The organism is Spartinivicinus ruber, from assembly GCF_011009015.1.
Lineage (GTDB): Bacteria > Pseudomonadota > Gammaproteobacteria > Pseudomonadales > Zooshikellaceae > Spartinivicinus > Spartinivicinus ruber.
In genome coordinates, this window is the sequence record NZ_CP048878.1 from 5,523,801 (window position 1) to 5,548,520 (window position 24,720).

Annotated in this window: 15 protein-coding genes; 4 read left to right on the forward strand and 11 right to left on the reverse strand. The window is 38.2% G+C overall.

Going from position 1 to position 24,720, the window contains the following annotated elements:
* Positions 1–38 precede the first annotated feature (38 nt).
* Together G4Y78_RS25005 and G4Y78_RS25010 are read right to left on the reverse strand one after the other, a co-directional pair.
* Positions 39–251 (reverse strand): helix-turn-helix domain-containing protein, encoded by a 213-nt coding sequence (locus G4Y78_RS25005; protein WP_163835596.1) that lies wholly within the window; start codon positions 249–251, stop codon positions 39–41.
* Between the two features lie 12 nt (positions 252–263).
* On the reverse strand, positions 264–758 hold the full coding sequence (locus G4Y78_RS25010; protein ID WP_163835597.1) for a hypothetical protein: 495 nt from the start codon (positions 756–758) through the stop codon (positions 264–266).
* A 546-nt stretch (positions 759–1,304) separates the two neighbouring features.
* Here G4Y78_RS25010 and G4Y78_RS25015 point away from each other — a divergent pair.
* Together G4Y78_RS25015 and G4Y78_RS25020 are read left to right on the forward strand one after the other, a co-directional pair.
* Complete coding sequence (locus tag G4Y78_RS25015) at positions 1,305–2,063, forward strand: hypothetical protein (protein WP_163835598.1); 759 nt, start codon at positions 1,305–1,307, stop codon at positions 2,061–2,063.
* A gap of 204 nt (positions 2,064–2,267) precedes the next feature.
* Positions 2,268–3,941 carry a zinc-dependent metalloprotease family protein gene (locus G4Y78_RS25020; RefSeq protein WP_163835599.1) on the forward strand — a complete coding sequence of 558 codons (1,674 nt, stop codon included), beginning with the start codon at positions 2,268–2,270 and terminating at the stop codon, positions 3,939–3,941.
* Between the two features lie 386 nt (positions 3,942–4,327).
* On the opposite strand, the gene G4Y78_RS25025 is transcribed toward G4Y78_RS25020, so the two are convergent.
* The 7 genes from G4Y78_RS25025 to G4Y78_RS25055 all read right to left on the reverse strand — a co-directional run bounded on the left by G4Y78_RS25025 (position 4,328) and on the right by G4Y78_RS25055 (position 17,189).
* Positions 4,328–4,735, reverse strand: coding sequence for a type II secretion system protein GspG (locus G4Y78_RS25025; protein ID WP_163835600.1), 408 nt, complete (start codon positions 4,733–4,735; stop codon positions 4,328–4,330).
* A gap of 3 nt (positions 4,736–4,738) precedes the next feature.
* Complete coding sequence (locus tag G4Y78_RS25030) at positions 4,739–7,477, reverse strand: RHS repeat protein (protein WP_163835601.1); 2,739 nt, start codon at positions 7,475–7,477, stop codon at positions 4,739–4,741.
* 162 nt (positions 7,478–7,639) lie between these two features.
* The gene (locus G4Y78_RS25035) at positions 7,640–9,094 is read right to left on the reverse strand and encodes an RHS repeat protein (RefSeq protein WP_163835602.1); all 1,455 of its coding nucleotides are present in this window, start codon (positions 9,092–9,094) and stop codon (positions 7,640–7,642) included.
* Positions 9,095–9,386: 292 nt separating this feature from the next.
* Positions 9,387–10,265 carry a transglutaminase family protein gene (locus tag G4Y78_RS25040; RefSeq protein ID WP_163835603.1) on the reverse strand — a complete coding sequence of 293 codons (879 nt, stop codon included), beginning with the start codon at positions 10,263–10,265 and terminating at the stop codon, positions 9,387–9,389.
* Positions 10,262–12,733 carry a circularly permuted type 2 ATP-grasp protein gene (locus G4Y78_RS25045; protein WP_163835604.1) on the reverse strand — a complete coding sequence of 824 codons (2,472 nt, stop codon included), beginning with the start codon at positions 12,731–12,733 and terminating at the stop codon, positions 10,262–10,264. The genes G4Y78_RS25040 and G4Y78_RS25045 overlap by 4 nt, the downstream gene beginning before the upstream one ends.
* 13 nt (positions 12,734–12,746) lie before the next feature.
* The gene (locus tag G4Y78_RS25050) at positions 12,747–16,046 is read right to left on the reverse strand and encodes a transglutaminase family protein (RefSeq protein ID WP_163835605.1); all 3,300 of its coding nucleotides are present in this window, start codon (positions 16,044–16,046) and stop codon (positions 12,747–12,749) included.
* Positions 16,047–16,112: 66 nt separating this feature from the next.
* On the reverse strand, positions 16,113–17,189 hold the full coding sequence (locus G4Y78_RS25055) for a zinc-binding metallopeptidase family protein (RefSeq protein WP_163835606.1): 1,077 nt from the start codon (positions 17,187–17,189) through the stop codon (positions 16,113–16,115).
* 242 nt (positions 17,190–17,431) lie between these two features.
* Between G4Y78_RS25055 and G4Y78_RS25060 the strand changes: the two genes are divergently transcribed.
* Both G4Y78_RS25060 and G4Y78_RS25065 read left to right on the forward strand, forming a co-directional pair.
* Entirely contained in the window at positions 17,432–19,708 is a 2,277-nt protein-coding gene (locus G4Y78_RS25060) for a pyridoxal-dependent decarboxylase (protein WP_163835607.1), read from the forward strand.
* Positions 19,709–20,427: 719 nt separating this feature from the next.
* Positions 20,428–22,257, forward strand: a complete 1,830-nt coding sequence (locus tag G4Y78_RS25065; protein WP_163835608.1) for a M4 family metallopeptidase — start codon at positions 20,428–20,430, stop codon at positions 22,255–22,257.
* Between the two features lie 129 nt (positions 22,258–22,386).
* On the opposite strand, the gene G4Y78_RS25070 is transcribed toward G4Y78_RS25065, so the two are convergent.
* The gene (locus tag G4Y78_RS25070; RefSeq protein WP_163835609.1) at positions 22,387–23,082 is read right to left on the reverse strand and encodes a response regulator; all 696 of its coding nucleotides are present in this window, start codon (positions 23,080–23,082) and stop codon (positions 22,387–22,389) included.
* A 26-nt stretch (positions 23,083–23,108) separates the two neighbouring features.
* The gene (locus G4Y78_RS25075) at positions 23,109–24,650 is read right to left on the reverse strand and encodes a sensor histidine kinase (protein WP_163835610.1); all 1,542 of its coding nucleotides are present in this window, start codon (positions 24,648–24,650) and stop codon (positions 23,109–23,111) included.
* Positions 24,651–24,720: the final 70 nt, after the last annotated feature.

Genomic DNA, 24,720 nt, shown 5'->3' on the forward strand with positions numbered 1-24,720 from the left:
TTTGATATTTCCAATATTTAACTACAAACTATACCTTACTATTCTTCTTTTAATACATAACTGATAATTTCTCCAGGAGTACAATCAAGTACTTCACAAAGCTTTTCTAGTGTAGAAAATCTAATACCTTTAGCTTTATTATTCGCCAGTATTGATAGATTTTGAGGAGTTATGCCAATTTTTTCTGCAAGTTCTTTTGACTTCAACTTACGTTTTGCAAGTAATTCTTGTATATTGCATTCAATAGGCATATAAATTTCCTTTTATATATACTTATCTAACTCTGACTTGACTAAACTAGCATGCCTTAATATATATGCAATAGGTAATAAAATTATACCGAAAATAATATGTTGACTATATGCTAGTGGCAAAATAACTAAATTTATAGCGATCGTAAAATCTACATTATTTAGTGACTGTCCTATATTAAGTAAATAATCAAAGCCTTGAGAATATACGGGATAAAGCAAAAATATCCATCCTATACAGAATATATAATTTATATTTTTACAGCAAAGTGCTTCTCCCTTATAAAATCTAATAAATAATAAAACTATCAGTAAAACTACTATTGTTTGATAGACTAATTCTATTCCAATAAAACAATATATATACCATAGCTCATTGCTAGAAACTTTATCACTGACAGTAAATGGCTCTCCAAAAATATAAATAATAAAATTATGTAAGAGAAAATACAGTAAGCATATAACTGCTAAAGCACTAGTTATTTTAATCTTATTAAGAGAATGCATACTATTTAACCAAAATTATTGTGCGATGAGAAGATCTTATCGTAAAACATTAAGTAACGTCAATTCATATTTTTACAATAACTAAGATTAATAATAGTATGTAAATAATCGATTTACTTATCAATAAGAAACTCAGCTATAAAAAACCATAATAACCTACTAATTATTATATTTTTCTTAGTAGTGCTTATTTTTTACTCAGTAAACTTTGTAAAGAATATGTAAATATCATTGCATCCTATTTAATTATGTATACTATATCCCGGGCTTGCAATCTGAGTCTTTTATGAGTTCATACAACAAATGAGCTTGTTATGTCATTAACCGTATCACTAACCATACTTGCTGAGAAGATATACTGAATAGCCCAACTCTGATCGAGTACTCTCAGATAATATAATTTCCTACAATAGCGCTTAGCAACAAACTGGGTATTTCCTAACTTTTATATTAAAAGATTCCGGTTTGCTATTTAAACAAGTGTTATCTAAAACTTTGTTTATATGCTTAACTAGACTTAAATTATTAGACCCAAGTAGTACTATAATGAAAATTTTACTTTTTTGTTTTATATTCTTATTAACTTCTGCTTTAACAGGTTGTATAATTACAAGCGAAACATTGGAAGTAGCAAATCAAGCTAGAGCAAAGTGGAATTATTCTTACTCTTCACCTCAAATAAATTATGTGAAAATAGCAAGCTTAAAAAATAACAATCAACTCTCAGTATGTTTTACACTTAAAAATAGTAATGACTTTACCCAGAAAGAATACACTTATTCTATAGATTTAAGTCCTGAAAATATATCCAAAAACTCAAGCATCAAAAGCGATTTTTTTATAGTTCATGAAATGGATAATCTAAGCTTCTCACTAGGATGTCAAAGCAAAGCAAAGGATGAGAATTTAATACCAGTTATAGAAACAAAACCTAAAAAATTTAGTGAACTTACTAAAAGTATCAAAAAGTCAGCTTTGTACATAGTAAATAAAGAAAATCCGGTTAACAACTATTTAATTTTAACATCTCCAGATCCTATTATCTATGAAAATAAAGTAGTAATTCTAAAACCAAAAAAAGTTAAAAAGATAAATGGAGTTTCTATTGACAAAGAACTTTTATTGTACGCAGCTGTGCCTTTTACTATTGTTGCAGATGCTGCATTTAATACAGTAGTTGTAGTCATGGCATTATTGATGGGTAATTGCTCTAGTAGTAACTCAAGTAAAAAGTCATCTACAAAAGATGATGTTAGAATAAAAGATAAGTCTAACCGTAATAGCGGGTGTTCCGGTGGATTTTAAATAGAAATACTAGTCGGTCATGAGAGAGTTACAACTTCCGTCAGAAAAACTTTTAGTCATTCGCCAGTACTAATATTTACATATCTAATCCACCAAAATAATGATGATACAAGATGACTATTTCTCTGTTACTACCGCTTTAGAAAGTCTATTACTAAGTTACTTATCTGGATAATCTATATTTATTATTAAGGTAAACTTTAAATGAAGAAAAGAAGAAGAAATAAATCTGCCACAATAATATACTTATTGTTTTTTACACTATTTTCAGAGATATTATCTGCAGAACCTTTACATACCGTTGACATCATGGTGCTTTACCCAAAAAGTATAAAAAGCCATTTTGATCAACAATCATCTTCTATAGAAGATGAAATACTTGGCTATATTGATTTTTCAAATCAAGTATTTATTAATAGTAAAGTGAATATTCGATTTAATTTGGTATACCAAGCTTATGCTCCCTGGTTAAAAGAAACAAAAGATAAAAAGCAGCTTACCTATGAAGAAATTCTTAATGAATTGATTTCTAACCAGCGTACGCATCAATTACGTAGTTATTATGGGGCAGACTTAGGAGTAGTTCTTTATGCTGGTTCGGAAGGCATAGCCTCATCATCAGTCAAAAATTCTAGCATAAACCAACAACTATATAGCATTGCTGATAATCTAAACTCTTTCGCTTCAGTTGGATTAAGTATCAACACATCAAGTGCTACCAACAGTTTAAAGATTAATCCAAAATATGTGTTTTTACATGAGTTAGGTCATCTTATGGGTTTACACCACGGTCTTACATCAGACATATCAATTATTACCCGTGAGTATTACTCTTACTATGCTAATTCCATTGATGATGAAGACAACTTGCAGCCTTATCCTTTGTTGAGCTTCGATGAGTTTGTACAACAGCAGAAAAATGATTTCATCAATAAAAAGAAAAAAGAAAGTCTTTATCAAAATTATTTGAAAGAGAATGGGCTTTTATCCCTTGATGACTACTTGAATGAGGCCATCGATGTAGAAAACTATGGCCATAAAAAAGATGATGTTCCTTTTGATTACTCTTATGGCTATATGGATTGGCAATCAGAAAAACCATATGGCACGATCATGTCTTATGCACAACAACTCGGAGGTAAAACACTTCCTTATTTCTCTAATCCAAACATTGATTGTATGAATGAGTCTGGTAGTCGTTTGTACTTACGATGTGGTTCATCTGTAGAAAATGCATCTAGATCCCTAAACCAAATGGCAGCAAAAATAGCTAATCTTTGTTCTCCCAGCAAACGAAGCATCTCTGAACTAGCCCTTCATTATACTCCACTAACAACTATGGCACATGAAAAGTTTCCTAACTCAGGATCTTTGGACAACATATGGTCTCTATACAACAGAAGTACAGGCTACGGAAAAGACGATTTTGATAGTGATCCTGACAACTTTAATGGCCTTTTTGGATGGAATGACAGTAGTGAGTTGTCAATAATAGAAAATACAGATACAAAGTTGTCTACTTTAAATCTTCTAAAAGTAACAGATAATCAATATTTTCCAACAGTAGGGCTTGACTTAAGCTGTGCTATTGAAGCCCAGCAAGTCTATAAGGTTGCATCTCAAGTAAGAGTAGCAAAACCAGGCAAAGTTACATTATGGTTGTATTATGAATTAGCCGCTATTAATCCAGATACAGGTAAGCAAGTTAAGCGCTGGTTGAAGTTGTCAGAGCGTAATATCAATGACCAAGGTTTCGTATGGCTGGATAATGATATTCATGTTCCAGAACATATTACAACCTTACGGTTGGCAATTTCGAGCAATACTGATAACGAGCTGTATATTGCTAAACTAATTGTTGCAAAAAAAAGGGATTAAGGTAATACATCACTTAACGTAGACTTGGGGCAAAAAAAAGTCAGTCCCAAGCTTCTAATTGGTAGAAATCACCTTTTAGCTGCACTTTGTGTAGCTAAATAAACTGTTTAATGGCTCATTTATCGGAAAAGAATGAGATTAACTCAATGTAATTGCCATTATTAGTATACTGTGGGGTAATTGTCTCCCCAGCCGCTACTCAAGGCTTTTAGCTCATACTCTGCTTCCTCTGCGTTAAATTTCTTGTTTGATATCAAGCACTAGAATATTCCTCTGCCACTACTGAAGTGCCCTCCATGGCGCGTCAAGAGCTAAAAAGGTTTCTATGCCTGTCTACTAATATTCTATTACTCCATATCATCAGGCCTTTGTTACAGCTTCTTAAATCACTTATCAATCACTATTTTTATGTCCTCAGCAGTACCAGTTCCGCCAGCTTTTCCATCAGCTCCATAACTAATAACCTCAAAAGTTATTCCACTTTTCAAACGTCGATATATGTATTTATTTCCCCAAGGATCTACAGGAATATTATTAACTAAACCAATACCTGTGGAAAAATCACCAAGTCCTTTTTTACTTTTTAAGGCTAAATACCACCCATCTTCATTTGGAAAATTATTTACCAACCTTTTATATTGAAGCAACTTTTCACTAATAATTTTTACATCACTCTCAGCAACCTTAACTTTTGCAAGTTCTTTTTTACTCGGGCTAACTACTATTTTAGTAGCCAACCCAACAATAATTAGAGCAACAAGAAACGTACATACTCTAATAACTGTTTTTTTCATTTTTTACCTCAAGCTATTTTTTGTACACTGTCGTTGTGCTACTTTGTTGCATACCGGCCTAAGATTATTTGTCCAATGAGTACAGTTATTTGTAATCGTATTATACGGAGACCACTGGCCTGCAGTTCCTATGTACTCCAAAGCACATTGATCAAAAGCTTTCTTTTCGCACTCGCGATTCCCACCTTCATCCTCTGTGCAAAATAATGTATCTTCTTTCTCATCGAGAAGTGTAATCCCACCTAGAGAACAACTTCTATTAGGGTTGTCTTTCTGCCAAGGCCAATTCCCTACACATTTATCTTGAGCACATATAAACTTGTGAGTGAAGTTACCATTATGTCTCCAGCATATCTCGGCTAAACCTAAAGGATCTTTATAAATTAAAGGGTTTGAAGAGACATACCCATAAGTATTTAACCCACCTTTTAAGCCAATAGGATCACTTTCAATATAACGCCCTAGGGTTGGGTCATAATCACGATAATAGTTGTAAAACAAACCACTCTCTTGATCAGCTAATTGCCCTGGGAAACGTAAGGTGACAACTGTCTTCTGGCCATTACCATCAACATCTTCATTGGCTTCACCTACACCAAATGCATCAGATTCCCATACCCAGGTGGTTTGCTGCTGTTGGTTTGTAGCCAGTCTTGGGGTATTTAGATGATCACTGTGTAGATACGTGACTTGTGGTGCACTTAAGCCAGCACCATTAGTGGTTTGTTCCATCATTGCCAATGGCAGGCTGCCTAGCCACACATATTGACGTGTTAACTGTTGTTGCCAGTTTTTGTTGTACTTGGTTTCCGCAAGGATTTGGCCAGACTCATTATAGGTGTAAATCCAGTGGGTAGGTTGATCTTCGCCATAATGAATAGTTTTATGAATCCGTTCACCAATAGCGTTGTATTGATAACTGGCTAGTAAAAAGTCCATTTCTTTAACTTTGCTTAAACGGTTATTAGCTGCATATTCAAAGTTTAATGGGCCAATGCCAGTGCTATTGCCTGCTTCGTCTATCCGAACAGGCCCCATAAAAGTTGTAGCCAGACGGTTACTGTCTTTTGCGTAAGAAAACTCCTGTAAGCCTATTTGGTCTTGCAGCAATTTTTTTTTGGTAAGGCGATTTCCTACTGTATCATAACTATATTGCGTGGTTTTTAAGTCATTAATTTCCTTTAAAAGACGATCTAAAGCATCATATTCAAACGCCCTTTTATCTGATTCACTTTTAGCTATTTCGGTGATATTACCATTAGGATCATACTGATAATTCAGCTGTTGTAATCCTGCAATGGTTTGCTGAGTAAGCTGGCCATCTAAATTAAACTGGCGAGTTAACATCAAACCATTACCCCAAGTGAGTGAACTCAATAGACCAAATGCTTGATAGCTGATGTCTTTAGCTAATTCAATAGCTTGGATAGTCTGTGTTTGAGCATTTTCCCCTGCTCCCCATTGGACAGTAACACTAATAACTTGCCCTTCATTATTGCGTTGGTAACTAATTTTCAAATTACTAGGATAAGTTACTTGTGTGAGCTGATTACTGATATTGTATTGATAGCCAACACTTTGCTGGATGCTCTGACTACCTGTTTCAATAGTGCGACTTAAATTAACGATATTGCCACGGTCGTCATATTGGTAAGCAATCACACCTTTAGCATCTTTAATCCCAGTGAGCTTACCAACCCCAGGATGACCATCACTGGTATCATCGTATAAATATTCAATAGTTAATTCAGGCGTACTTGGATAATCTTTTCTGGTTAATCGGTTTAAAGCATCATAAGTATACTCAGTGACTTTACCTCGAGCATCAATGCGCTTAATAATATTATCCGTCGCATCATACTCGTAATTTGTATAACCTGTGTCAGCGCTGATTTGCTTGGTTAAACGCCCAAACGCATCGTATTCATATTCTGTAGTAGTGCCCTTAGGGTCAACCACCTTGGTGACCTGATCATGCTGGTTATATTCCAGATGGGTAACACCTTGTAACGCATTAGTAGTTTGAGTTAACCGATTTAATGCATCAAAGCCGTAAGTGGTTTGGTTTTCGTTAGGATCAGTAAAACCAGTTAAATTACTGTTAAAATCATAGTCATGCTGAGTCGTTTGCTCATTAGCCCCTACACTACGCAATAACCGGCTTAACTCATCGAAAACCCAACTTTGCTGACCAACAATTTCACCGGTGGCTGATTTAACCGTTTGCTTGGTTTTATTACCGGCATTATCGTATTCATACTCAATACGTTCACTCAAACTATTTTCAATCGCCATTAAATAGCGAGCAGGGCTATATTCATACTTAATAAAGCTACCGTTGGGTAAATCAATTTTAGTCAACTGCCCAACATTGTCATAAGTAAAGCGAGTGGTGATATCACCAACACGGCTTTTAACCGTTACCGTTTCAGCAGCTCCATCACCATTATAAATAATTTTGGTAACCGTACCATTAGCATTAATTAAAGTTTGCGGGCTACCAAGATAATTATGATCTTTTAATTCAGTAGTATGACCAAGTGCATTAATGGTTTTAATTAGTTGGCCTTTCTCATTGTAATCATAGCGGGTAATATCTTGTACATCCGTCCGAGGGCCATCAATTTGGGTGAGATTACCTTGGTCATCATACTGATAATGCCATGCTTGTTCGAGTTGAGCCTGAACAGAAAATGCCAATCCAGCCGCTAATAGCCCAGAAAAAATCCGATTAAATTTCATACTTCTAAGTGCCGTGTTTTAGATTTAATTTTGTTTGAATTTTCTTAAAAAACTATTTCCTCTTACCATAGAAGACACACGCAAGAGGATGAAAATAAAACTTGGTGTATGATATGGAATAACCTATTACCCCATATCCACTAACACATATGACAAATAGAGCTATTTTCCAAAGCTCTGCTGAGTTTTCTGAATCAACTGCCCCTTATCATCGTATTGATAAAGAGTATTCAACTGACCGTCAGAGGTTTTTATCGGTAGGCGTTTATCAACATCCCATTCGGTGGTAACAGTGCGCGCTTGTGATGTACCCACAGCTTCTGTCTTCTCAGTTTGTAAGCCCTGGTCGTTATATTTGTACTCAGTGACATTACCTTTCCAATCAGTTTTAGTTTTTAGCAAACCATTAGGGTAGTAACTGTATTCCTTATTTGCAGCAGCACAACTTTGGGACTGATGCCCTTCTACCTTAACCACTTTATTTACACCATTAAATTTCTGGAAATAATAAGTGGTTTTCTTCCCTAAAGGGTTGGTGACAGTAGTGGAGTTATTATCGTGAAATTCCAAAGTGACCTTTTCTTTACCACCCGCATGTTCACTGGTGATAGCACGGCCTTGGTCGTCATAAGTCCAGGTGGCAAAACGAACACCGTTTTCGTCAGTGATGCCGGTCAGGTGATAGGGAAACTTTTCGTTTTCGTAGTGGTATTGGCGAACTCCCTTTGATTGAGAATGAACACTTTCTAGTCGACCAAGTGAATCATAATTGTATAAAAATTTAGTAATATTATTTAATTCAGCAACCACAAGTTTATCTTTTACATAGGAAAGATTTAACACATTTCCTAGTTCATCCCTAATTAGAGTCGCTCCTTTGTTATAGCTAACTTGTATATAGCGTCCATTTTTCCAGTCTTTTTTTAGCAGTCGACCTTCTGTACTAAAATACTCTTTACTTTGATCATCTAGTTTAACTACCCAACCAAAGCTATTTACATTTTCAGTCAATTCAATATAGCTTTTACTATTTGATACCCATTTATCAGTTACTTTTGAAAAACTATAAGCTCTACCATCTGGTCGAAACAAATAAATTAGCTGAGAATTACTATTACTCTTAATAACCCTTGAACTAAATGAGTTAGTCCATCGTTCAAGATTACTATTGTAATACCTTTTAAAAGTGATAGGGCCTGTAAACTCCAATTCAATTTGAAATTTATTTCCATTACTAATTGCAATAGGATTACCAGATGAACATGGCTGATAACCATTATTCTCATTAAGGTTTCTACAAGATTTTATTGATTGAAGCCAGTAGTAGTTCCAATCACCAGAATGACAACTATGTAAAACTGAGTGGTCTGAATGAAATGACATAGAGTAACAAGCCTTACAACTAACAGGGTCATCCCTAGTATCGCAAGACTTCATATTTGCATCATAAAGGCCTTGTACAGTACTAATTGATTCAGCCCTTGAGTTGACCAAGAAAGTTTGTTTTTTGTCAGGTAACTGAACTGGCTTTGTATAATAATTACAAACTTCAGTTATAGCCCAGGCTTTACTAAATGAGATAAAGAGTAAAGAATAGATAGGGAATTTTTTTTTCATCAACTGCAACTCAAATACTTCACACCAAAAAATTCCTCCAATTATATGCTATTCAGTTATTGTACGACAGAAAATATATATAACTTGTTGTATAGATTTTGTTAACCAAACTAGTGATACACTTTTTATCTTCAAAATAATAAATACTTACTATCAAAATAAAAACTATCAGGTAGGCATAATGCTAATGGATATGGGATAACAGGTTGTTCTATAGTGCTTGCTGCAATTAATTTTAGAAAATAGTTTGGCTTGGAGTATTTTGCTGCGCTTTCATAGAGAACACTAAAAGCTACTCATCCACTATCCGCTTCATATCCACGGCTACTTTTAAGTGATGGCTGCCACCACCGAACATAATGCCTTTTAATGGGGTTACATCCCAAAAGTCCCGGCCTGTCGCTAAAGTGACATGTTGTTCAGTGGGTTTCAGGTTATTGGTGGGATCAAAATCCAGCCACCCCCAGTTGGGCAGATATAACGCAATCCAGGCATGGGTGGCATCGGCACCTTCCAACTTTTCCTGGCCTGGTGGTGGTAGGGTTTCGATATAGCCACTAACATAACGGGCTGCTAGCCCCAGGCTACGCAAGCAAGTTAAAGCCAAGTGAGCAAAGTCCTGACACACACCCCGTTTATGCTCAAACACCTCACTCACTGGCGTATTAGTGGTAGAAAACTCCGGGTCAAAAGTAAATTCTTTATAAATCCGTGCCATTAAATCTTCACAACCAGTCACAACAGACTGGCCGGGAAAAAAAGACTGACAAGCATAATCTCTTAATTCAGGTACTGGATTAGTAGAAAAAGTCGGTAAAGTGAATTCAGCTGCTTGTAAGCTATTCATATCAATTGGCTGTTTTAGTTGGTCACGCACCTGTTCCCAAGTTAACTGCCGATCAACTTGCTGTTGTGCTGCAAAGATTTCTACTTCACTAACAGCAGTTACCACCATTTGATCGTGCATGGTAGGCACTTCAAATACTGATACCTGATTATTAAAATAATCCTGAAAACAAACTAAATAATCTGCTTTTGGGGAAATTTCTAAATGATGGCTTAAACAACTTTGGCATTGATTTGTTTGTGGAGTAAGCCGAGCATGGTTTTGGCTAAGGCTAACCTTCTCATTATATTGGTAGGTAGTAGTATGCTTAATTTGGTATTTCATACAACACCCACCGTATCGGTTGACCAATTGACCTTGTGAGCTGTTTTCGTGTGAGAGAAATACTGCACCTGTAGAATTTCTTTAAATGCTTCTAAATGGTGCCTAGCCAACTGCATTAAATGTTGTAATTGTGGGCGCCGATTATCCTCTACCTGTCCAAGCTGGTGTCGATCAATTAAGTTACAATCGGCAAATAAACGCAACAACGCTTTTTCAGTAATACTCATAAAACCAGGTTTGCTTTTACTAGGCAACCATTTGCAAAGTGAAGTTAAGCTTTTAACTTGAAATGCAAGTGATCGAGGATATTCAGCATCCAGCAACAACAGCTCAATTCCCGTATCCACCCCCTGATACATACGATAACGCCGCCGATGGGTAATAGAGCTAACCTGTGCAACCAACACCGCCTCTAGCACCCTTTGTTGCTGAGCCTCTGGTAAAACATCGCATAGCAATGCTTCCACCATACTTGTTAGCTGAGTACTCCGCTCTAAACGCCGCCCAATATCTAACACAAACCACCCATTGCTGTTCGAAATGCTATCTACCACCGAACCATTAAATGCCATCAGTAAACCAATCACCCGGTCCAGCATCGACTGCAACATATGGGTAGCAGCAAAAGGCGGGGCCTTTTTCATTCGTCGTACTTCCACTTCTAAGCTTTCGATCGTACGTAAACTGTCGTAAGACAACAACTCTCTTACTTGCATAGCAGAGTCCAACAGCGAACTTAGAGTACTGTGCACACTGCCAGTCAGCTCCTCATCATAGATACAGTCATGAACTAGTTTCTTGCAAGCAGAAGTTGAGGTATCCGTTTCCAGCAATGCATCACTTTTATAAGGGTAAAGCAATATCTGCTGCTCAATTCCTGCTTTAATTTGGGCAATAGCAATCCGGCTTTTAGCATCCGGATAAATGGCTAACTCAGTAAACAAGTCAATAAACAGCCTTAACAGCCGGCAAATATCTTCACAACGTTCCAAGGAGCTGCCCAACCAGAACAAACTTTCTGCCGTGCGGCTGGGAATCAACCCTTCCACTAATGCCAGGTCTGAGGTTTTTCGCAAAGTTTTGGGTAAAACAGGGGGCAACTCTATCGGCGTTTGGGTTTGCACCCAGGTATCTTTAACAAAAATATTAGTGTCAGCCGTTTGTGACATTCCCAATGCCGACGGCAAAATACTGATCTCCCCCTTATTCACCAATGCAAAACAGCGTAAAAACATCGGTTTTGCCTGTAAATGTTTATGCTGCCAAAAAGGCGCATTGGTTAAACAAACCTTGCGCTGAAAAAATACCTGCTCAGGACTGCCAGTAACTAACGTTCTGATTTCATCTTGCTCCAGCTCACCATCGAGTTTGACTGTCGAATCCTTAAAACTATGGAGTTCATATTCAGGCCAAGCACCTTCATCCAAACCAGTTGTAGCTACTATTTCAGGCTCCGCTAATAACAACTGCTCCCCCAACAAATACTGTGCAATCTGCACAGTGCGGGTTCTAATCGCCGGTGTTTTCAAAAGGCTATTACCAAACGGATTAAGCAGCTTGACCGTTTGTGAGCGAACCGCCTGAAGTAAACCAGGAATCCCCAACTGGGAAAACTCAGTCTGCTCAAGCGAATCTAAATACCGATCGTCAATCCAGCGAACAATGACATTCACCTTTTTAAGGCCATCGAGAGACTTCAGCCAAACTTTACCTTTGCGCACCGTAAGATCAGCACTACGAACCAAGGTATACCCTAAGTAAGTGGCTAAAAATGCATGCTCAGAATAATGAGGATCATCCGGCCCACAAGAAAGAATGACTACTCGAGGGTCTTTAAGTGTTTGGGCTGATTGACTGATGGCTTGCTGCAACTGGTGAAAAAAATCGGCAATTCGTTCTACGCTGCAATCAGCAAACTCTTCACTCATAATCCGCCGGGCAATGATTCGATGCTCTAGCAACAGCCCCAGCCCTTCAGGTACCTGGCAGTGATCATTGAGCAAATACAACTGACCGTTGATATCTCGGCCAATATCCATTGCCACTAAAAATAGCCCGGTCTCCCAACCCGGCAGACTATATCGTTCACGTAAATACTCAGGATGTGAAAATAATTGCTCGGCAGCAACCAACCCTTGGGTTAATAAATTTCTTGGCCCCTGCAAGTCCTGCAGAATCGCCTCAAGCAAGCGAATGCGCTGGGTAATGCCCCGTTCCAGTTGACGCCAGTCATCTTCTGATAGCAGGTTAGGTAAAGGGTCCAGTTGCCAAAGCCGTTTACCACGGCTATCCACAAAACCACTGTTAAGCAATAAGCGTTTAATTTCAGTGGCGCGGTGACTTAGGTCCGAGCTATCAAGATGTTTTAAATAACCAAAAACAGCTAAGTTCTGCTGCATAGGATGATGGTTCAGGTATTGCGACAGCCACTCTGGCAAGCCTGATGGTTCTTCCGTTATATGTGCCATTCTGCCTGCTATCTCAATTGGAAGATCGACGTAAATCTAATGTGTTGGGGTAATCTGTATTCACCGTTTCTTCCTGCGGCAGCACAAACTCAGTCCTTGCAGGGTGGGCGCTAAAAACTCGTTTAGGTTTAGCACCATTACCTTCAACCTGTTGGGGACGATGATAAAAAGGCGTATGGCCATGATTCCAAAAACGGGCAATTCGACGCCCTTCTGCTTCAAAAGCATTAACTGGAAATACCTCAAAGGAACGACCGCCAGGATGGGATACATGATAGGTAAAGCCACCTACTGAACGCCCCGACCAACTATCAAACACATCAAACACTAAAGGAGCATGTACCCCAATGGTTGGGTGCAAACCTGATGCTGGCTGCCAGGCCTTGTAACGAATGCCTACCACTGCCTCTCCTTTAGTTTGGGTATGATGCAACGGCACTCGGCGTTGATTGCAGGTAATAATATAGCGGCCTTTCGGCATATTAGTGACTCGTAGCTGTACCCGTTCTAACGATGAGTCTACAAACCGTGCTGTACCTTGTGAGGTGGCTTCTTCCCCAAGCACATGCCAAGGTTCAATAGCCGTACGCAGCTCCAGGTTAATATGGTCAATTTCCCTGGTACCACATAAGGGAAAGCGAAACTCAAAAAATGGCGCAAACCAATCCAGTCGAATATTAAAACCAACTTGCTGTAAATCTCGGCAGATACCCTCAATATCCTGCTTAACAAAGTGGGGCAGCAAAAACTTATCATGTAGCTCAGTACCCCAACGAACCAGAGGCTTGTGATAGGGCTGGTACCAGAACCAGGCTAGCAAAGTGCGTAGCAGCAGCATTTGCATTAAGCTCATTCTAGGGTGAGGAGGCATCTCAAAACCGCGAAATTCAACCAACCCCAACCGGCCACTGGCTGAGTCTGGCGAATAGAGCTTATCAATACAGAACTCAGTACGGTGAGTGTTGCCGGTTAGGTCCACCAGTAAATGGCGCAACAGCCGATCAACCAACCAAGGGGCTGGTACCTCTCCTTTCGGCATATGAGAAAACGCAATTTCCAGCTCATAAAGTAGCTCATCACGAGCTTCATCCACCCTTGGTGCCTGGCTAGTAGGACCAATAAACAGGCTGGAAAAAAGATAGGACAAACCCGGATGATGTTGCCAATAGGTAATAAAGCTGCGCAACACATCGGGCCTACGTAAAAATGGACTTTGTAATGGAGTTGGCCCGCCTAAGGTAACGTGGTTGCCCCCCCCTGTACCCGTGTGCCGACCATCCAACATAAATTTATCCGTACCCAATCGAGACTGCTTAGCTAGCGCATACAGTGTTTCTGTATTGCTCACCAGCTCTCGCCAGTTATAGGCTGGGTGGATGTTCACCTCTATTACACCTGGATCTGGGGTAATGGCAAATTTTTCCAACCGGCTATCTGGTGGTGGTGCGTACCCTTCCAACAAAACCGGTTGTTGGCAGATTTGAGCGGCTTTTTCGATAGCCTGCAATAGCAACAAATAATATTCTGAATGGCTGACTGGCGGCATAAACACATACAATTTTCCATCCCGACATTCAATAGTAAGCGCCGTTTTAAGCAGCTGTTTGCCAATGTAGCCCTTTTGCTCAATAGGGGACTGCTCATAAACTGCCGGAATATCAGTAGGGTCTCTGTCAATTAGGCTTGGCGCTTCCCCCAAACTTGCCAATGGCAGCCGATAGCCGGCAGGGGAATCACCTGGTAACAGAAAACAATCATCTCGTTTAAACTGCCAGACACAACTTTGCCAACCACCAAACTGATTATCCCATTGCAGAGGAATGGCATAGCCAGCTGGAGTATCCAACCCCCGCTCCATTTTTTTTAGAAAGCCCTTGCGAGACATCGCATGAAGCAACTCTGGTTGCTTAGGGGAAATAACATCAGGCAAACAGCCTTCCTGCCATAGGTGATACAACACATCTTCGTAGGCAGTAACCAACACTTGCTCCGTTAGCCCAAGCTGAAGTACTAATGCCTGGGCAAAGGTTTCTGCATCAATAGTGGTATATTCACTCGACTGGTTTAAGTCTGCCAACAGCTTGGGGTTATGCCAAATAGACTCACCATCCTTACGCCAGTAACAAGCATATTGCCAGCGGGGTAATTGCTCTCCCGGATACCATTTGCCCTGGCCATAGTGACGAAAGCCACCTTCGGCAAACGTTTGCTCTAATTTTATAAATAAGTTATGCGCCAACTGCCGCTTTTCTTTACCATCAGCTGCGGTGTTCCACTGAGGGCTTTCCATATCATCAATGGAAATGAAAGTCGGCTCCCCCCCCATTGTTAGCTCAACCCCTAGCTCACTTAGTTGTGCATCAACTATGTCGCCTAGGTCATTAATATCAGTCCACTGCTGGTCTGAATAAGGCTTGGTGACTCGCGGAGTTTCACGAATTCGAGTCACTTTATTGTAAAAAGTTAGCTCCGACTCGCAGGCATCAATCGCACCCGTTACTGGTGCTGCTGAGGCTGGCTCTGGAGTACAAGCCAAAGGAATATGTCCTTCGCTAGCAAATAACCCAGAGGTAGGATCAAGCCCAATCCAACCAGCCCCAGGAACATACACCTCTGCCCAAGCATGTAGGTCAGTAAAGTCCTGCTCTGGGCCACTGGGACCATCCAAGGACTTTTCATCTGCTGTTAGCTGCACCAAATAACCAGAAACAAATCGAGCAGCCAGCCCCATTTGACGAAATAGCTGCACCAGTAACCAGGCAGAATCCCGACAGGAGCCGATCTTTTTTTCTAAGGTTTCATCAACCGTTTGAATACCTGGCTCCAACCGTATGTTGTAACCAATGGATTTAAATATTGCCTGGTTAACTGCGACCAAAAAATCAGCCGTATTTTGCTTTGCTGTTGGCTTGACGGCATTAATCAACTCTTGAAAGGCCTTTGATGCGGGCTCTGCTTTTAGGTAAGGCAACAGATCATGCTTAACCTGAGATTCATATTCGAACGGAAACTTTTCTGCATAGGACTCCAGGAAAAAATCAAACGGGTTAATTACCGTCATATCAGCAATAACATCTACGGTAAACCAGAATTTCCTGGTTTGTTCGGGAAACACCACCCGCGCCAGATAATTTCCAAATGGGTCTTGTTGCCAGTTAATAAAATGATTTTCGGGATAAATTTTTAGTGAGTAGCTTTTTATAGGTGTACGGGTATGAGGGGCTGGACGTAACCTGAAAACATGTGGCGACATGCTAATAGCTTTATCATAATGGTATTCCGTGTGATGGGTTAGTCCTACCGTGATCGTCATAAACACTCATCCTTGCGTATATAATTTTTTACGATAGTTGCCGTACTTAACCTTTTCAAACTGCTGTTAACCAGGATATGGCTCGGAAATATGACGCACTATTCGATGCACAAAAGCAAGCTTTTCCACAACTTTTGGGGCTAATACAAAAGGATAAACATGGCCATGCCCCATACTACGATTGAGGCTATTAAGTGCACAGGTCAGTGGTAGCCAGTGGTCAATAATAGCTTTAAATTCAAGTTGATTGTAAGCATCAAAGGTTGCATCCATTTGCCAGCTATCTCCTTTGCTGACGCGAGGGTTAACCCTAACCCCAAAGTGATGAGCTGTTTCAAGGGTATCCACAATATGTAAATAATGAGCCCAGGTTTCTGCCCAATCTTCCCAGGCATGGCTGCTTGCATAAGCACTTACATAGTTATCTGCCCAACCTACAGGTGGACCACATGTGTAGTGTTGTTCTAATGCTGCGGAGTAATCCAGAGAATCATCACCAAATAGCTGACGAAACGCTTTAAGCCACTTTGTATCACGAATCAAACGGTCCCAATAATAGTGACCCGATTCATGACGAAAATGACCAAGAATAGTGCGATAAGGCTCATCCATCTGATCTCTCATTCGTTCCCGCTCAATAGGGTCCGCCTCAGCAATATTTAGGGTAATAAGTCCTTGGTTATGGCCTGTCATTACTCGATCTCGTTCACTGAAGGTTGGCGTATCTGCAAGAAATTCAAATGCTATTCCTTCTGGATAATCGCTACGTGGTAATACTGGCAACCCCAGCTGTAATAACCCATAAATTAATCGGCGCTTTTCTGTTTCCAGCCGTTGCCAAAGGGTTTTGTTAATTTCAATACTTAAGTCTGGAATAGTTTGATTAAGGCGACAGGCTATACAAAAACCCTCTTCATCATCTGCATCCACCATCCAGTTACATACGGCTTGATCTGTATAATGGACACACATACGATAATGACCTTCACCAGCAACAGGTTGCCATAGACCATTACCAATATCCTCTAATGCCACCAGAGTTGTGGCATTGGGCAAAAAGCCCAAGGATGCCCCACAACCAAGACAGGTGACATTTTCAAAATAGAGGAAATTACCACAACAATTACAGGTAAAGAGCTTCATTTTCTTGGTAACTTTTCTGAAAATAAATAACAAACTGTCTTTTAAATATTATTACTAATAATGACATGATAAAGATGAATTTAATGCTGCTGTTTTTTGAAAGATTTATACCCTTCTTGTTTTTTAGATAGACTTGAGACTTTAAAATCAGGTTGCTCTAATACTACAGTATGTGTCAAATTAAGTCTGCCTCAATGTTCTTACTTAGGGAAAGGTATAAAAACAAAAAATGGAGATCTGTCATGGAAATGTCTAGCAAAAGGAAGTTTGTTTCACGTAAAGTTCTACATCAAGTTAAATCACACCTAAAACAAGGATTTGTTAGCGCACCGTTGGTTGATGATACATCAATTGCCGGTTGGTTCATGGGCACCCAAGGTGCTAATCGTGAGCTTATAAAAAAACTAATAAACACCGTTATTGAGCGCACTCTAGATGGACGAGCATCCCTTTTTCCAGAAGACCCTGAGTATATTACCGATCAAGTCAAAGCTTCAGAACCTTATTTACAAGCAACTCAAGATGTCGAAACTAAAAGTGATCAGCTGCTAAATCTGCTAACACGATACTCCGTGCCTTTTTCCAGCTTACGCTATCAAGGCCACATGGTTTGGGATATCACCTTGCCTTCAATTATTGGCTACCTAGCTGGAATGCTACAAGACCAAAATAATGTTACCCCACAAGCGTCCCCCGCAACTACTTTACTAGAGATTATTGCCGCTAATGATATATCACAAATGGCTGGGTTTAATGTTCGTCCATTAGAAGACAATATTGACTCTGATGAGATATTCTCTTGGTCCCATCTTACTTGTGGCGGTACAGTGGCCAACATCGAAAGTGTATGGGCAGCCCGAGAGCTAAAATATATGCCCTTAAGCATTAAACACTCAATGGAAAATGACCAACAATACACAGCAATTGCTGATAATCTTACCTTGCCTAATGGAAAACTTCTCAAGCAAGCAAGTGCTTGGGAGCTACTGAATTTAAATCAAGATGATGCCTTAGCTCTTCCTGCTAAAATGGCTGAGCTACTGAACATTGATGAAGCCGATGTTTGGAAAACCCTGGGTAATACCTACTCACTTAATGCGAAAGGGATGAGCTTTTTCCATCAAAAATTCCTGGCTGCAGAGCATATTAAAGCTCCTGCAATTGTTGTACCTTCCACTAAACATTATTCCTGGGTTAAATCGACATCCCTTCTAGGTATGGGGGGAGGACAAAAAGGCTTAACAGAAAAACAACTAACAGATATTAATATTATTCAAGATGATGCTGTACTGAATGTTTATGTTGATGCTGAAGGAAAAGTAAAAACCCATTTACTGCAAAAAGTGTTAGATACCTGTAAGCAACATAAGAAGCCTGTCATTATGAATGTTGCTGTGGTTGGTTCAACCGAAGAAGGAGCGGTAGACCCTGTTGAAAAACTGCTTGCAATTCGGGAAAATTATCGTAAACAACCTGACTCATTCGAATACACCATTCATACTGATGCTGCTTGGGGTGGTTATTTTCTTGCGTGTATTCGTAACCCATTTGAAATGGGCGAAGACCCACAATCCAATAAAAAGTCACAAGAAGCTTTATTTGACAATAGAGACACCTGGTTTAGGGGTTCAGTTTATGAAAGTATGTCGCAAATTCATTTATGCGATAGCGTTACCATTGATCCACACAAAATGGGCTACATTCCCTACCCTGCTGGTAGCTTGACCTATCGTAATGAAAAAATAATTAACTTGCTAAGCTTTAGTGCGCCCTATATTAGCTCAGAGGCCGATAGTGAAAGCATTAACACACGTAATATTGGTGAGTCTGGTATAGAAGGATCAAAACCTGGTGCTGCTGCAACTGCCGTCTATTTAAGTCACCAAGCTATACGGCCAGACAAACGCGGCTATGGGAACATCATCAATCAAAGTATGCTGAATTCAAAAATATTTTACTTATATCTAGCTACTTTAGACTTGGCTTTTCCAGATGACTACTTTGATCTTGTTTTACTCAGTCCACTTACCAAAGAACAAACCAAACAACGTAAAACTATCATGGAAATGCTTTGGAAACGTAAAGCATCCAAACATGATTTAATCAATCAACGCGAAGTTATCTCATTTTTACGCAATATTGCAGGTGATCAAAATATTGTGGACTATGTTTTCGTCGACAAGCAAAACCGTTCACCAGAACGCACCCTTCAACTCAATAACGATCTGTTTGAAGAACTGAGTGTCCCACCCGGTGAACCTGTTGCCAAGGACCAAATATTCGTATCCATGACCACATTTAACCGGGAAGATTATGGCGATGAGTTTATGAATGCCCTTGGTGATCAACTCTTTGAAAATGCCGAACAAGTGGACTCTATCCCATGCATACGTTCGGTTATCCTCGATCCATGGGCAATTTATACTCACGAACACACCCCAAAAGGACCATTTAACTTTTTTACCGAAATATTTATTCCAAAGCTTAGAGAAGCAGTTAATAAGCTTTGTCAGCCGTAGAAAATTATTAAACTCATAATCAAAATTTTACTAACTATTTTTAAGTATTAAGCGAAGTGAAAGCTGGTAAACTTTTAAGGATAAGTTTTACCAGCTTATACTTAATGTTAATCGTTTGAGAGCAAGTCGATTGGAAGAACAATTCTCATCGCTCCATCTATCAAGTTACATTGGTCTAAACTTGCTTCAGATCTAATACAGTTTAAGTTATCAAACCAACCCCTATATACAACCCCTGATTAATTTACCCATGTTGAACAGTATGCATTACAAATGTGCAGTAAATATGGATTTTTAAGCCAAGCTGCAAAGTGGGATTACATCCAACATCACAAATTTATAATCAAATACTTTAACTGCTTCACTTTTTAAATATTTACAACACAAACAAAAAAATAACTATACAAGCTTATATGCACTCACTATTTATTAATGTATTTATATATCAAACCATTATCAAATTAAGCCAACTTTGAGCTATATAATTAATATTATACTAAAGTAGCAAAGTTTAGCTTTAAAGCAGTTCCCACCAACACTTCCAGCTATCCAAATAGTTTAACTTAATTAATTTTTAAAATCTTTACACACTTTATTTTTGCAATATTTGTATGTCTTGTTCATCTTTAAAATTAACAAGATTGCGGCCGCTCTTGTTAATTTCCGCTCTTTACAATTGAAAGAGAAAAGGATCTAACTTACTCTAATAGGGATATACAATGAAAAACTATAACCTTAAGCCGCTTGCCATCATTATTTCTAGCTTATTCAGCTTTTCATCCAATGCGGCAGATAGAATAAACATAGAAAACAAACAAAGTATTTTAGCAGGTAGTGATGACGTAAATGCGATGTTCGCATTAGACTCAGAATATCACTTTTCCCCGGTCAGTTCATTGACTTTACCAAATGGCATCATAAAGGAGAAATTCCAACAATATTATAAAAACATACCTGTATGGGATGTATCCATTGCAGCTGATCGTTCAGTTATGGGGATATACAGTAATATTACAGGTACCATGCTTGACAATATTATCAATGATAACGTTAGCTCTCAAGCAGCTTTTAATGAAAGCGAGGCTTTAGAAAAAGCAAAAATATTATTAAATGTAACCTCTAATAACAAACCCCGTAATGAACAAGTTAAATTATATATTATGCAAGACAAAGAGGGTGTAGCTCGTTTAGTATACCAAATTTCTCTACTAATAAATGAAGGAAATAAAATAAGCAGACCTTATATAGTTATTGATGCCACTACTGGAAGTATTCTTAGGCAATGGGAAGGTTTAACTAAAGAAAAAGTTGGAACCGGCCCAGGTGGTAATGAAAAAATTGGAAAATATCAATATGGAAAAGATTATGAAAGACTAGATATTACAGTCAATGGTAACACCTGTAGCATGAGTAATGCTAAATTGGGAACTTATAATTTAAATCATCGAACTTCAGGTGGTAATATTCACACATTTAACTGTATCGAAAATACCCATAAAGAAGTAAATGGTGCTTACTCTCCATTAAACGATGCACACTATTTTGGCAACGTTGTGGTGGATATGTTTACTAATTGGTTCGGTATACCACCTTTGAACGATAAAGTAAAATTATGGGTACATTATGGTAGAAGCATTGAAAATGCCTATTGGAGTGGCGGTAAGGTATACTTAGGCGACGGTGCATCTACATTCTACCCTCTAGTAAGTTTAGACGTAGTTGCCCACGAAATTGCCCATGGCTTTACTGAACAAAATTCTTATTTAACTTATTCAGGACAATCTGGAGGGATGAATGAGTCTTTTTCTGATATGGCTGGTGAAGCTGCTGAGTATTTTATGAATACAGATAAACCTGATGAACTTAGAAATGATTGGCTTGTTGGGGAACACATATTTAAAGGCCCTAGAGGTAAATCCCTGCGTTATTTCAAAGACCCTACAGAAGATGGACGCTCTATCAAGCATGCAAAAGACTATTATAATAACATGGATGTACACCACAGCTCAGGAGTATTCAACCGAGCATTTTATGTTCTATCCAATAAGCCTGGATGGAATGTTAAAAAAGCATTCAGTGCTTTTTTAGTCGCTAACAAAACCTATTGGACCCAAGACTCTACCTTTGATGCGGGAGCCTGCGGAGTTAAAAAAGCTGCTGCTGATTTAGAATACAGCGACGCTGATGTAGTAGATGCATTTGCTTCAGTAGGGGTAGATGCATGCGATGATGAAATTCCCGGAAATGAGCTGACAAATGGTAAGGCAAAATCTGGGCTGCAAGGTGATTACAACAAAGCAGAATACTATTATATCGATGTTCCTTCCAAAGCCTCATATCTTGAAATAACTACCTCTGGAGGTACCGGTAATGTTGACTTATATGTATTAAAAGGAGATAGACCCACTGAGTGGCAATATCACTGTCGTTCATATTATTGGGGAAATAATGAAGCTTGTTATTTTTCACAACCTTCTGGTAAGTACCAAATTATGCTAAAAACTTATCAGCCTTATCAAGGAGTAAGTTTAAAAGCAACTTATTGGTAATACAGAAAATAGTTTAGTTGTCAATGATTAGGAAAGGCAGACTAATATGGTATAAGACATACACTTTATTATGTCTGCCTGTACTTAACGAATAAAGCGAATAAATATGTAACACTTCAGTTTACATTATTAAAAATTTACTATGGATTCAACTATTGGTGTGGGGTCAAATTTATAGCCAGTCCCATATATTGACCGTACATAGTTATGCTTATCATTGAGTATAGTTAATTTTTTTCTTAAATTTTTAATATGACTATCGATAGTGCGATCACTAACAATACGACTATCTGAATAAACTAAAGCAATGATGTTTTCTCTAGAATAAATTCGATTAGGATGCATGTAAAGTAGAGATAATATGTTAAATTCAACTTGTGTAAGATCAACTGATTTATCATTTAAGGATACACGAAAATATTTCCTTTCCAATACAATATCTTCAGAAGAGTGGTTTCTGCGATTGTAAAGTGTATGCACATTTTTAATTCTTGCAATGACTTCTTTAGCACTATACGGTTTACAAACATAATCATTTGCTCCTACTTCAAAACCAGCTAACCGATGAACCTCTTCTGTCTTAGCTGTAGTCATAATTACAGGCACATCAGAAAATGACCTCACCTCTTTGCAGATATCAATCCCTGATTTTTCAGGCAACATAATATCCAGTATGATAATATCGGGAGTATTTTTTTTAACCCATTCTATCGCATTTTTTCCACTATTAATAATATATGCATTCATTCCTGAAGCACGTAACATTACAGCCAGTAATTGCGCCATCTCTGCTTCGTCTTCAACAATAAGTACTTGTATCATCATTCATTCTCAAAACTATATTATTAAATTTAACCATGAGGTAGAGATATTTCTACCAAAAGTCCACCCAGGTTTGAATGTTTCAAAGTAATCATTCCTTTATGAGCATCAATAAACGACTTGCATAAGGTGAGGCCTAATCCTGACCCACCAGTTTTTCTATTTCTTGACATTTCTACTCTATATAAACGAGTAAATAATTGTTTAATATCTTTATCATTTACCCCTGGAGCTGAATCTTCAACTTTTATGATAATTTTTTGGTATACTTTCTGTGTTGTTATTTTTATCGAGCCACCAGCATTAGTATACTTTAATGAATTATTAAGTAGATTTGTCAGTACTTGTGACAAGCGTATTCGATCTGCATTTATCGTTACATTTTCAAATGGTTTATTGTCATAAATCAGTTGCTGTTGATTTTGATGGGCCAATACCTCATAAGGTTCAATAACTTCTTGAATAAATTTTTCCCCATTAAATTTTTCATATTTAAGCTTCAGCAAATCAGCATCTCCATCAGAGACCAATGATAAGTCCTCAACTACACGCTCCATTTGCTGAAGTTTCCTTTGGAAAACCTCAAAAGTTAGCTTTTCATCAACCAAGCCTACCTGAAGAGCTTCAAACTGCAACTTCAAGATTGAGAGCGGAGTACGCAACTCATGGGAAATATCGGCCACTAGTTTTTCTTTATTGCTATTAATATCTAGTTCAATTTCCCGAGTATCCTCAAGTTCTCGATAAGCAATACGTAGTTTTTTCTCTTTTTCACTTAGCTCCTTAGTTCGCTCAGCGACTTTCACTTCTAATTCTGATGCATAAGACTGAAGTTGTTTGTGGGAATTTTCAAGCTCTTTTAGCATTGTATCAAAAGCTCTTTTCAGTAATGATATTTCATTATCCTTCGTTGAAAAGGAGATATTGCTGCTAAGCTTTAAACAGTTACTATCAATTTTTTTTACTAGGTTTGTTAGCTCAGTAATCGGCTGACTAATAAAAATTCGTGAAAAAGTAATAAACAATCCCCACAAAGCTGCAGTTTTGATTATGGAATTGAGCACAATTAATGCAAAGCCAAGTTTAACACGTTGAAAAACAATATCAGAATTTGAATATAGTATTAAATTGCCAACATATTTTTCTCCCTCTTTGTGGGTAAATTGTAGTGACGTGCTATGCATATATACATTACTAAATGATATTGATGGATTTAAGTCATTTATTTTATGGTTATGATTTAATGATTCTACTGATCCAGTTTGCATGACTATACTACCAAATTCATCAACCAACAGTATACCTGTAATCACTGGAAGACCTTGTGTACCTTCAATAATAGTGCTAATTTGCTCAATATGCATATTCCAAAGGGAGGTTGCCAGGCCAGACTCAATAGCATTGCTGATTGTATTAAGCTCCGTTTCGATGTGCTTTCTAGTATTAGTAAATTCAATGTATACATGAAAAATAGTTGTTGTTATTGCAACCAGCAGATAGAATAGAAATACATTTCGGAACAGCTCGATACTAACAGAACTTGAGATAGGAAAAGAGGTATCAGCCATCATCAGCTTCTATCTATTAATTTGGTTAATAATATAAACAATATCAAATTAGCTTAACGTATCCAATTTAATC